The organism is Paenibacillus sp. TC-CSREp1, assembly GCF_050171015.1.
Taxonomy (GTDB): Bacteria; Bacillota; Bacilli; order Paenibacillales; family Paenibacillaceae; genus Paenibacillus; species Paenibacillus silvae.
The window spans coordinates 79,686-91,213 of sequence record NZ_JBNOKM010000020.1 but is presented as its reverse complement, the minus strand read 5'-3'; the positions used below and the strand labels follow the sequence as shown (position 1 = coordinate 91,213).

At 48.4% G+C, this 11,528-nt stretch carries 8 protein-coding genes; 4 read left to right on the top strand and 4 right to left on the bottom strand.

Annotation, left to right across the window (positions count from 1 at the left end):
- Positions 1-1,101 precede the first annotated feature (1,101 nt).
- Complete coding sequence (locus ACQSGY_RS25585; RefSeq protein WP_427181471.1) at positions 1,102-3,258, top strand: alpha-amylase family glycosyl hydrolase; 2,157 nt, start codon at positions 1,102-1,104, stop codon at positions 3,256-3,258.
- A 91-nt stretch (positions 3,259-3,349) separates the two neighbouring features.
- Positions 3,350-3,652: a hypothetical protein gene (locus ACQSGY_RS25580; protein WP_427181470.1), complete on the top strand. Its 303-nt coding sequence runs from the start codon at positions 3,350-3,352 to the stop codon at positions 3,650-3,652.
- A gap of 56 nt (positions 3,653-3,708) precedes the next feature.
- On the opposite strand, the gene ACQSGY_RS25575 is transcribed toward ACQSGY_RS25580, so the two are convergent.
- The 3 genes from ACQSGY_RS25575 to ACQSGY_RS25565 all read right to left on the bottom strand — a co-directional run bounded on the left by ACQSGY_RS25575 (position 3,709) and on the right by ACQSGY_RS25565 (position 7,279).
- Positions 3,709-4,545, bottom strand: coding sequence for a sugar ABC transporter permease (locus ACQSGY_RS25575; protein ID WP_427181469.1), 837 nt, complete (start codon positions 4,543-4,545; stop codon positions 3,709-3,711).
- Positions 4,542-5,897, bottom strand: coding sequence for a carbohydrate ABC transporter permease (locus ACQSGY_RS25570; protein ID WP_427181468.1), 1,356 nt, complete (start codon positions 5,895-5,897; stop codon positions 4,542-4,544). Before ACQSGY_RS25570 ends, ACQSGY_RS25575 begins: the two co-directional genes overlap by 4 nt.
- Before the next feature lie 92 nt (positions 5,898-5,989).
- Positions 5,990-7,279, bottom strand: coding sequence for a sugar ABC transporter substrate-binding protein (locus ACQSGY_RS25565; RefSeq protein ID WP_427181467.1), 1,290 nt, complete (start codon positions 7,277-7,279; stop codon positions 5,990-5,992).
- A 448-nt stretch (positions 7,280-7,727) separates the two neighbouring features.
- Here ACQSGY_RS25565 and ACQSGY_RS25560 point away from each other — a divergent pair, with 448 nt between their 5' ends.
- Together ACQSGY_RS25560 and ACQSGY_RS25555 are read left to right on the top strand one after the other, a co-directional pair.
- Positions 7,728-8,762, top strand: coding sequence for a LacI family DNA-binding transcriptional regulator (locus tag ACQSGY_RS25560; RefSeq protein ID WP_216516647.1), 1,035 nt, complete (start codon positions 7,728-7,730; stop codon positions 8,760-8,762).
- A gap of 355 nt (positions 8,763-9,117) precedes the next feature.
- Positions 9,118-10,155, top strand: coding sequence for a cupin domain-containing protein (locus tag ACQSGY_RS25555; RefSeq protein ID WP_427181466.1), 1,038 nt, complete (start codon positions 9,118-9,120; stop codon positions 10,153-10,155).
- 194 nt (positions 10,156-10,349) lie between these two features.
- Here ACQSGY_RS25555 and ACQSGY_RS25550 read toward each other — a convergent pair whose 3' ends face one another.
- Positions 10,350-11,489 (bottom strand): toxic anion resistance protein, encoded by a 1,140-nt coding sequence (locus ACQSGY_RS25550; protein ID WP_216515604.1) that lies wholly within the window; start codon positions 11,487-11,489, stop codon positions 10,350-10,352.
- Between the last annotated feature and the right edge of the window lie 39 nt (positions 11,490-11,528).

The following is an 11,528-nucleotide window of genomic DNA, read 5'->3' as shown; positions in this document are numbered from 1 at the left end:
ACTGTTAAAGAGAATTGCTAAAAATATTAATTTATAATGTTAGGTTATTTGCATGGCTAGTGTTCTGGGAATCGTTAAAAAATGGAAGTTGTGTCTGGACTCTGACTTAGACTCTGGGCTAAGTCAAGTTAAAGTTTAGATTAAGGATTACATAGTTTGGCAGGTTTATTGAGTTATTAGATTTACTTGCTTGATTAATTAGTTAATTGAATGCTGGTTACTTGATTGCTTGCTCGATAGCCGGATTGTTCGTTATTAGTTACTTGGGTGCTTGCCCGATCACTGGAGCCGTTCGTTACTCGTTACTTGACTGCTTGCTTGATAGCTGGAGTCGTTCGTTACTCGTTACTTGGCTGCTTGGCTGCTTTCCTGATCACTGGATTAGTTTGTTGCTTAGCTGCTTGATTACTTACCTGGTTGTTTGGCGCTCTATTGCAGCTGAACTAATTCGTTATTCGTTACTTGCTCGCTCCCTCGATAGCTGGAGTGGTTCGTAAATAGTTACTCGGGTGCTTGCCCGATCACTGAATTAGTTCGTTATTCGTTACTTGGTTGCTTGCCCAATTGCTCGATTGATTAGTTAGTTCGTTCATTAGTTAGTTAACTGCTTTATCGTGTGGTTGGTTGCTTGCCTAGTTGTTTGGTGCTCTATTGCGGTTGATTGTTAGTTGGTTGGTTGGTTTTTAGACACTTCATTGTTTGATTCATGGTATTTCTTTCGTGGGTTAATGGGCTCGGTTTAGTTAAATTAACTTGAACGATGTGTCAATCATCTTGCTTGAAACGGCTAATCGTTTATATCAAGCGAGATATGGCAAATAAAAAATAGTAAATAATGATCATAAAAAAAGTTATTGACATAAAACCCATTTTTTCTTAAGATAGCGTTGTGATCATAACTCGAGGGCCATGCATTTTAAACCCCAGCGGTTTAGGACAACCCCGGTAACTCCCCAAGGAGATGCCGGGGTTGTTCGCGTGTGTGTCTAAAAGGAGGGATGCTGCCGACTAACGAACTCAAGGAACATTATTGTAAGCGCTACAATCCAAAGTCTCTTCCTTATTGATCAAAAATTCTATATTCACGAAGGGTGGATTACCATGTTTCAAATGGCCAAACGCGCAATCCTCAGCACCACACTGACCCTTGGTTTGCTTGCCGGCAGCGCACTGCCGTTCTTGCCAGCCTCTGCTGTATACGCCGATCCGGACACCGCAGTGACCAACAAGCAGAGCTTCAGTACAGATGTGATCTACCAGGTTTTCACGGACCGCTTTTTGGACGGCAATCCTGGCAACAACCCAACGGGAGCCGCTTATGATGCGACATGCAGCAATTTGAAGTTATATTGCGGTGGAGACTGGCAAGGATTAATCAACAAAATTAACGATAACTATTTCAGTGATCTGGGTGTCACGGCACTGTGGATCTCCCAGCCTGTCGAAAATATTTTTGCAACAATCAACTACAGCGGCGTAACCAATACAGCCTACCACGGCTACTGGGCTCGGGACTTCAAAAAGACAAATCCATACTTCGGCACGATGACCGATTTTCAAAACCTCATTACGACCGCCCATACCAAAGGCATAAAGATTGTGATTGACTTTGCACCGAACCACACCTCTCCAGCGATGGAAACCGACACGTCTTTTGCCGAGAATGGCAGATTGTATGATAACGGTACACTGGTAGGCGGATACACCAACGATACGAACGGTTATTTCCATCACAACGGCGGCTCCGACTTCTCTTCCCTGGAGAACGGCATTTACAAAAACCTGTACGACCTGGCCGATTTCAACCACAATAATGCGACTATCGACAAATACTTCAAGGACGCAATCAAGCTGTGGCTGGATATGGGCGTTGACGGTATTCGAGTGGATGCAGTGAAGCATATGCCTCTTGGCTGGCAAAAGAGCTGGATGTCCTCCATCTATGCACACAAGCCGGTGTTCACTTTTGGTGAATGGTTCCTGGGTTCAGCTGCTTCAGATGCAGATAACACGGAATTTGCTAACAAATCCGGCATGAGTCTGCTCGATTTCCGCTTTAACTCGGCTGTGCGCAATGTGTTCCGTGACAACACCTCCAACATGTATGCTCTGGATTCCATGATTAGCAGTACAGCTGCGGACTACAACCAAGTGAACGATCAGGTCACATTCATCGACAACCATGATATGGATCGTTTCAAAACAAGTGCAGTCAACAATCGCCGCCTGGAACAGGCTTTGGCCTTTACATTGACTTCACGCGGTGTGCCTGCCATCTACTATGGTACAGAACAGTATTTGACGGGAAATGGTGATCCCGATAACCGGGCCAAAATGCCTTCGTTCTCCAAATCCACAACCGCGTTCAATGTGATTAGCAAACTGGCACCACTGCGCAAATCCAATCCGGCTATCGCTTATGGCTCCACGCAGCAGCGCTGGATTAACAATGATGTCTACGTTTATGAGCGCAAATTCGGAAATAGCGTAGCCGTTGTTGCGGTTAACCGCAACCTGTCCACACCAGCGAACATTACAGGGCTGAGCACTTCCCTGCCTACAGGCTCATACACAGATGTACTTGGTGGCGTGCTGAGCGGAAACACCATCACATCCAGCAATGGCAGCATCAACAACTTCACCCTTGCTGCGGGTGCAACAGCAGTATGGCAATATACAACAACTGAAACAACACCAACGATTGGTCATGTGGGTCCGGTCATGGGTAAACTAGGCAATGTGGTGACGATTGACGGCCGTGGATTCGGTTCCACTAAAGGCACGGTATACTTCGGCACAACAGCCGTTACCGGAGCAGCGATCACGTCTTGGGAAGATACACAGATTAAAGTAACGATCCCTTCCGTAGCTGCCGGCAACTATGCGGTCAAAGTGGCTGCGAACGGTGTTAACAGCAATGCCTATAACAACTTTACGATTCTGACAGGCGATCAGGTTACGGTTCGCTTCGTCGTTAATAATGCCTCTACAACCCTTGGACAAAATATCTATCTGACCGGCAACGTAGCTGAGCTTGGCAACTGGAGCACCGGTGCAACCGCCATTGGACCCGCGTTTAACCAAGTCATTCATGCGTACCCAACCTGGTACTATGATGTCAGCGTACCAGCAGGCAAACAGCTGGAGTTCAAGTTTTTCAAGAAAAACGGATCAACGATTACATGGGAAGGCGGTTCAAACCATACCTTCACCACACCGGCAAGTGGAACAGCCACCGTTACTGTAAACTGGCAGTAAACGCTCCATATCCTTGATGCACAAGCTAACCCGGAGTACGCGAACGCGCAGCAAATGCAGCGAATTTGGCGTAAGCTCCGGGTTTTGCTGTATGACTGACACGTATGCGGCCTTAATCATCTGGGGCTGGCCTTCATCATACGCCATACTGATTAATGCTTATTCAGAGGCTTTTTCTTCATTAGAAGTTCTAGGCGAGCAACCCTTCCTTAAGCAGAACTCTCCATTGAAAATACCTGAAATAAAATCCCTGCCTCTGTATGTAAAAGCAGGCACTTCCGTAGCGCTGCCAGTCGATCAAGACATGACGTTGCGGAAGTGCCTGTTGGAGTGCCGCATGATTGGACAACCCTGCCCAACTGCGGCTGACTATGCTTCTGACGGAACGGAGTGATCTTACCCTTTGTATGCCATGGAGTAATGTTAATCTTTGGAGGCCATAGAGTGATGTTAACCTTTGGACGCCCCTGTTGTCAGCCCCTGAACGAGGAAACGCTGCAGGAACACAAACAGTAGAGTAATCGGAATAGCAATCAGTACAGCGCCCGCAGCAAACATCGTGAAGTTGCTGTCCTGATATCGGTTAACCAGATCCCACATGCCCACCGCAAGGGTCCAGTTCTCCTTGGTGCGCAGCACGAGCCGTGCAAAAATAAAATCCATCCACGCTCCGGTGAAGCTCGTTAATGCAACGTACGTCAGCATCGGCTTGGATAACGGCAGGATAATGCTGGTGAACACACGCAGATGGCTTGCACCATCGATACGGGCTGCTTCATCCAGGCTGCGCGGAATCGTGTCAAAGAAACCTTTGACGATGAACCCACCCAGCACCGCGCCCGAGGAATAGACCAGAATAAGCGCAGCGTGCGTGTCGAGCAATTTGATTTGCAGCAAAATAATATAGATGGCAATCATGCTCATAAAGCTTGGAAACATGCCCAGAATGAGCATGGTGGACAGAATCGTTTTGCGCCCCCGAAAACGGAACCGGGACAACGCGTACATCCCCAGCGTTACCATTAATGTAGAGAAAATCATCGTGAAGAACGCGATCTTGAGCGTGTTCATATACCATCTGCCGTACATAAAGGACGGATTGCTGAACAGCTCTCCGTAATGGGACAGCGTGAAGCTTTCCGGCCATAAACGTTCACTGAACAATGCCGCCCCTGGACGCAGGGACGACAGAAAAATCCACAGCACCGGATAGATGGATACAACAGCAATGATCACTAAAAGCACGTAGCTGAGCGTTAAACGAATCGGATTGTTGCGTTTTTTCATTGAATCATGTCCTCCTCCTTGAATGATTTGGAGCGGCGGAAATTCCAGATGGAGAAGGAAGCGATAATCAGGAAGATGATGATGCCTACCGCAGAGGCCATGTTGAATTTGTTATTATCCAGCGTAAGCTTGTAGAGCCAGGTTACCAGCAAATCCGTGGCCCCCGCGTACTGGTAGTCGCCGCGAAGCGGGTTCCCGTTTGTTAACAGGAAGATGACATTGAAGTTGTTGAAGTTTCCCGCAAACTGCATGATCAGCACCGGTGTTGTTGCAAACAAAATGAACGGCATCGTAATAATTCGGAATTTCTGGAAAGCTGAAGCACCGTCCACTTCGGCTGCCTCGTACAGATCACGCGGAATAGCCGTAAGCACACCCAAAATCAGCACCATGCTGACCGGAATACCGATCCACATATTAACCACAATGACTGTCACCTTGGCCCAGAACGGATCAGTCAGCCATGGCAATCCTTCCAGACCGAATGCTCGCATGTACGTATTGATCGGTCCAAACTGGCCGTTGAACAGGTTGCGCATCAGCAGCAAAGAGATAATTTGTGGAATGGCATATGGCAAAATGAAAATAGTACGCCACAGCTTTTTGAAACGGATCCCCTGCTGTTCAATCAGCAAAGCTACCAACACACCGCCGAAATAGGTGGTGACCGTAGCCAAAATGGCCCAGATGACCGTCCAGGTCAGTACACCGTAGAACGTCTGGCTCCAGGATTTGAGCTGAATGAGATCGGTGAACGTTTTGAATCCGACCCAATCGACCAGCTTCGCCGGAGGAATGTGGTCTGGTGCCGAATAGTTGGTAAACGCAATCGTCACCGTGAACAGAATGGGCATGATGGTAAAAAACAGAACACCAAGGGCAGGGATCGACAGGAACAGATACGGAAAGTTTCTGTCCATCAGATTGCGCATCGTCGCCGCGGCTCCAAGCGTTGGTTTTCCCTGCTCTCTTGCCAGTCCAGTCAGATAGGCGTCACGAATGTTCAGAATATAAACAAGTACAAACACAAAAAAGACGAGCAACACGATAATTCCGTCAAGCAGCAAAAAGATGGAATGGTCTCCCTTTTGAAGCACTGTCGAACCATTCACTTTGACAAAACGCTGTGTATTTTCCCCCAGTGTCCATATTCCCCATACCGCATGGGACAGCCGCGGAAGCAGGTACGCAAGCCCTGCTCCCTCCAGCAGCAATAGAACAATACCTTTAATCCACTGCCGATTGTATAACTGTCCCAGACCCTGCAGTATGATGGAGCATATGGTCGCTGTCATCCGGTGCTGCTTCTCCCTGTTGGAATGGGCAGACACCGGGACATGCTGTTGTTGCATATACTCTCTCCTCTCCTGCCATCGGATATCCTGCTGAAATCTTTCACAGGTTGGTTAAAAATTGATGTTTTGCATGAAGTGTTATTCCCTCGTTATTGAACGGTTGCCAGGCTCTCCTTAATCTGCTTCACAGCATTGTCGAGAGAAGCCTTTACATCCTTTCCGCTGTCCCAGATATCGGTAATGGCTGATGTAATTGGCCCCCAAACACTGTCCATGGCAGGAAGTGAAGGCATCGGTGTGGAGTTGTTGAATTGCTCAAGGAACGCTTTATTGATCGGGTCTTCCTGCACTTTGGCATCGGCTGCCACATTTTTGTTCGCTGGAAGAGTACCGTTCATATCAAAGTTCTCCATCTGGGCTTCTTCGTTCGAGAGGAATGCGGCCAATAGCTTGGAGGCATTCGGGTATTGGGTGAACGCATTGACGTAATAGGCTTTAACACCCGAGAAAGAGGTCATGGGCTTGCCATCAATGGCCGGAAGCGGCGCGACTCCAAAATCAATTCCGGCGTTGCGATAATCGGCAATGGTCCAAGGTCCGTTAATATCCATCGCCAGCTTGCCGCTGGAGAACAGCCCTTTTTTGATATCGTAGTTCACATCTCCCATCTTGAGCGGCAGCACTTCGGCTTTCAGCTTTTGGAGGAACTCCCCGCCCTTCTGGGCTCCTTCGTTATTCAAACCGAGATCGCTGCTATCCATGCCGTTGTCTCCAAAGATGTAACCGCCCTGTGAAGCCAGGAAAGCGTAGTTGTAATAGAACTGCTGAAGCTCCCACATCAGTGCATACTGATTAGATTTGGTGTTGTTGAACGTTTTGGCAAAATCGATAATTTCATCAAAGCTTTTTAGAGCCTCTGGTACTAATGCTTTGTTATAAAAAAGGGCATACGTCTCCACGCTGTACGGATATCCATACAAAATGTCTTTGAACGTCACGGCTTTCAGCGCATTCTCGCTCGTATTAGCTGTGGTCTCAGCCTCGAAGATATCGTTTGGCAGAATAAGTCCTGCCTCGGAAGCGCTACCAATCTTGTCATGCGGGAACACCACAACATCTGCCGCAAGTCCCGCCGGACCATCCGTGGTCAGTTTCGTTACCTGATCGGTTGGGGGCAGTTCCTCCATTTTGACGGTGACACCGTACTTTTCTTCGAACTTTTTGACGCGCTGCTCAATGAAGCTGCTCTGATTTTTGTCCTCCCAGATCACCAATGTTGCTCCTTCCTCAGGCTGGAGGTTCTCTGCGGTCAACTGAACTTCCTCCTCCGGATTATCACCAGGCGCTGCCGGAGAAGAACTGCCCCCTCCCCCGGTAGAGCATGCAGCCAGTGTAAACGCCATTCCGATAGACAATACTGCACCTTGCCATTTTCTCATGTAAAATTGTCCCCTTTCCCTCTGCGTGGTCCAAAAAAATTCGCGCTTTTCACCCTTTAAACGGCGTAGTTTGTCAGGATATGTGTTCCATGTGAATCGTTGTACAAACGTTTGCTCAAAATGGAAGACATGATTGCCTCAACATCCAATATGTAGGGGAATATAGTTAAAAAGTATGTAAAAACCATGATGTAAGCGCTATAATATATTCCACATCATACAACACCGGGCTTTATTTGTACAAACGTTTGCACAAGCTGTATTATTTCAAAATCAACCATATCCTGAGCTCTGTTCTTAGTAATTTCCTGTTTGCTTGATCTAGCTTCTTCTTCCTTTATTTTACTCTACTTGCATTCTGGATCAGCCAGCTAACAATTGATTTCTGGTACCCTTTGCATTACCATAGGAGAATGTTGAAATGATTGAATCAGAAGGGGTTTTTGACATGATTACGATCAAGGATATTGCCAAACTGGCGGGTGTTTCCCCTTCTACAGTGTCACGGGTGATCTCAGGCCATCCCAGAATCAGTACGGAGACATCTCTTAAAGTTAAACAAATTATGAAAGAGCTGAATTACCATCCTAATATGATGGCAAAAAGCCTTGTATCCAAAACCACGCAAACGCTTGGCATTATGCTGCCTCGTCCTGCGGAGGAGCTTTTTCAAAATTATTTCTTCGGGGAGCTTCTGCGAGGCATTATTACGCACGCGACTCGTAACAACTATGAATTGCTGCTGTCTACGGAGACTTCTTCCGATGATGAATTACAGGCGATTTCCCGTCTTGTGCACGGGCGCAGGGTAGATGGTATTTTGCTGCTAGGCTCCAAGCGGGATGATCCGATCATTACTTTTTTGGAAGAGGAAAAGTTCCCTTTTGTGCTCATTGGCCGAAGTGAAACTCACCCCAATGCACCGATGGTGGACAACGACAATGTGCAGACCGCATATGATGCAACGCAGCATCTGATTGCGCAGGGACATACTCGTATCGGATTTGTAAGCGGGCCACCGGATGTTACCTTGTCGCATGATCGCATGCGTGGGTATCGGAAGGCTCTTGATGAATCCGGGCTAACGGCCAATAACGACTGGATCGTAGAGGGTGAGTTTTTGCAGGAAAGCGGCTTCCGGGCTATGTCCCTGTTCATGTCGCTGCCCGACAGACCCACGGCCATTGTGGTCATTGATGATAATGTGGCCTTTGGTGTGTTAAGGGCGCTCGCGGAGCTTGGATATCAGGTGCCTGAGGACATCAGCGTGGTCAGCTTTAACAATATTGCTTTGTCCGAACTTGCTTCCCCTCCACTCAGCTCTATTGATATCGGAACATATCAACTGGGTTATACCGCGGTTCAGGTCTTGTTAAAAATTCTCGGCAACGAGCCTTTAGCTCAGAACCCGGTGATTATCCCCCACCGGCTGATCGTGCGTGAATCTTCGCTATATTTGAAGGCAAAGCCTTCCCTGAGTTAAGCGCTCTACTCACTTTTTTGTGACAATGCAAACGTTTGTCTAACTACCTTGGAATGTTTTTTCTGTTAGTTGAACTACTCCTCTAGCGAGCAAGCTGCTTGCAGTTAGCTCGCTATCACTTCCTCCTTTTTATCTCCGACTGTTACATTCCCTTTTTCCGATATGAAGGGTTCAACCACCGCCCTCCTTACCCAAGCATACTCCATACTAAACAAGCCAATCATTGAGAAGCTGTACTATTAAAATTTTTATCAAACCTGCATATAAACCCAATATATGGTTATATATAGAGAGTGGATATTACACTTTTTACACATCATTTTCCGAAAATTTTATTAGCTAGGAGGATTCCATTATGAAATCTTTCAAGTATCGTCTTGAGCAAAAAGAACCCCGTACCGGCCCCGGCGGCATCACCCGCGGAGCCTCGGTTCATGACTTCCCCGCATCCATCGGTATTGCGGGAGTGTCCATGCGCCTGGAACCAGGCGGCATGCGCGAACTGCACTGGCATGCGAACGCGGCCGAGTGGGCGTACGTCATCAGCGGTTCCTGCCGCACAACGGTCATTCATCCCGATGGGCATGCGTATACAGATACCTTCGAACCCGGAGATGTATGGTATTTCCCGCGTGGATACGGTCATTCCATTCAGGGTCTCGGACCGGATGAATGCCACTTCATTTTAATTTTTGACAATGGAGATTTCTCGGAGGATCACACGTTCAGCATTACCGACTTTCTGACTCAGACACCAGACGCCGTTGTTGCTCAGAACCTTGGCATATCCCTCGGGCAAGCAGCCAAGCTCAATCAGGGGGAAGCCTATTTTGCCAAAGGTCCTGTGCCGGATGACAGCTCCTCCTCAGCAACTTATCGCCGTAATTCAGAGCTGACCACCCCACATCGTTACCCGTTACACGCCAAACAGCCGCGCCGGGCACCAGGCGGCGGTACCCAGCGTACGGTAACCGTGGAAGACTTTCCGATCTCCACGACGATGGCTGGATCACTTATTGAGCTGCAACCAGGCGCCCTGCGTGAACTGCACTGGCACCCCAATGCGGATGAGTGGCAGTACTATATCAGCGGCAGTGCAGAGATGACGGTATTTCTTGCGGAAGGCCAGGCCGTAACCGAGCAGTTCGAAGCCGGGGATATTGGCTATGCCCCGATGGGAGCGGGCCATTACATCAAAAATACGGGTGAGGACGTCTGCCGAGTGCTCATTGGTTTCAACAGCGGACATTATGAAGCCATTGATCTCAGTGAATGGATTGCAGGTAATCCGATAGATGTGTTATCTACTAATCTGGGCATGTCTCGTGAAGAGGCTGAACAATTGCCGAACGATACGGTTTTCATCGCGCCAGCCCAAAAGAAAGGCAAATGACCGTAGAGATCAGGTGCCTTTGAATTCCGTTAATGGTTCGTATTCGTCGAAGTTTAACGCTAAGAGCATCGAACATACGGCAGAACGTCTGGAGCCGGGATTTTCCCGGCTTCTGTTATGCAATGACAAAAAACGGTTGATCCTGGATAACGCGGGTCAACCGTTTTTGAGCTGATCGGGTATAACGATTATAATTACAAACCTAACTTCTGCCCTTTTTCCAACCGCTGAATCTGCTGTTCCCCGGTTTCCGCCAGCTCACGGAACTGACCGATAGTCTCCCGCATTCTAGGCAGAGCCTCTTGCTTATACAAACTGATGGAGTCAAGCGCAGACAATACATCTGTAAAGGCCTGCTTCATCGTATCTACGGAGATACTCGCCTCATACGCCTGCTTCTGGATCGCCGTTCCCTGATCCTTCAGCATCTTGGAGGTGCCGGCAATCAGATCATTGGTGGTGCGGTTCAGCAGTTCGATCTTCTGAAGCACAATCTTCTGATTGTAGAGCGCACTGGCAACGGTGACAGCGATCTTGAGCGCCGAGATGGTCACATTTTTCGCGCGATCCACACCACGGATCAGCTCCTTGTTGTTACGAATCACCACTTCAATCGCCATAATTCCCTGCTGATTCACCACCAGCATCTGCTGCAGATCCATGACACGCTGACGGAGCGGGAACAGCACTTCCTCTGTAATAAAACGTACCTTCTCAGGGTCTTCACCGCGTACCTTGGCCGCTTCAATCTGGGTATCGATGGATTCATCCATCAGCATGCCCAGCTGAATCTCCTTCTGCAGTCGCTTGGTCAGCTCGCGCAGGCTCTGCTGCTCGATCTCCAGCGTGGTGTTGTCGTTACGCAGCGTGGCGCGGCCCTTGTCGAGTGAAACGACAATATCGGCGATGACGGCGTCGGCTTTCTGGTATTTGAGGAAATACGCGCGCAGCGGGTTGAACAGCTTGCCCAGAAAGCCGGTTTTGGCAAAATCGACGACACTCGGGTCGAGATCCTTCAGTTGCATGTGCAGCTCGGTCAAGCCTTTGGCGACCTGACCGCCCTCGTCTCCGGTCTTGGACAGATGTCCAACGGAGACTTGAAGCAGCGCGTTTTTCTCCGAGGAGGATCGCATCGTGTTCATGCCAAAGCCATCAATGGATTGCAAAATTTCTTTACGCTTCTCCAGGGATTCCAGGTCCAGGTTCATGATCATCTCTACGTTGGAACTGGCAACCTGCTGCAGCTCCGCTACCTCGGCGGGCACCGGTTTGATCTCTTCCTCAATCACCTTCTGAATTTCCTTCTGGCTCGGGATCTCCATCGTAAATGACATCCGTATTTCCCCCTTTTCGCTATCAATATCATTAAATTA

Coding starts and splice junctions, on each gene's coding strand:
- ACQSGY_RS25570 (WP_427181468.1), bottom strand. CDS start 5,897: ATGCAACAACAGCATGTCCCGGTGTCTGCCCATTCCAACAGGGAGAAG.
- ACQSGY_RS25560 (WP_216516647.1), top strand. CDS start 7,728: ATGATTACGATCAAGGATATTGCCAAACTGGCGGGTGTTTCCCCTTCT.
- ACQSGY_RS25580 (WP_427181470.1), top strand. CDS start 3,350: ATGACTGACACGTATGCGGCCTTAATCATCTGGGGCTGGCCTTCATCA.
- ACQSGY_RS25585 (WP_427181471.1), top strand. CDS start 1,102: ATGTTTCAAATGGCCAAACGCGCAATCCTCAGCACCACACTGACCCTT.
- ACQSGY_RS25575 (WP_427181469.1), bottom strand. CDS start 4,545: ATGAAAAAACGCAACAATCCGATTCGTTTAACGCTCAGCTACGTGCTT.
- ACQSGY_RS25550 (WP_216515604.1), bottom strand. CDS start 11,489: ATGTCATTTACGATGGAGATCCCGAGCCAGAAGGAAATTCAGAAGGTG.
- ACQSGY_RS25565 (WP_427181467.1), bottom strand. CDS start 7,279: ATGAGAAAATGGCAAGGTGCAGTATTGTCTATCGGAATGGCGTTTACA.
- ACQSGY_RS25555 (WP_427181466.1), top strand. CDS start 9,118: ATGAAATCTTTCAAGTATCGTCTTGAGCAAAAAGAACCCCGTACCGGC.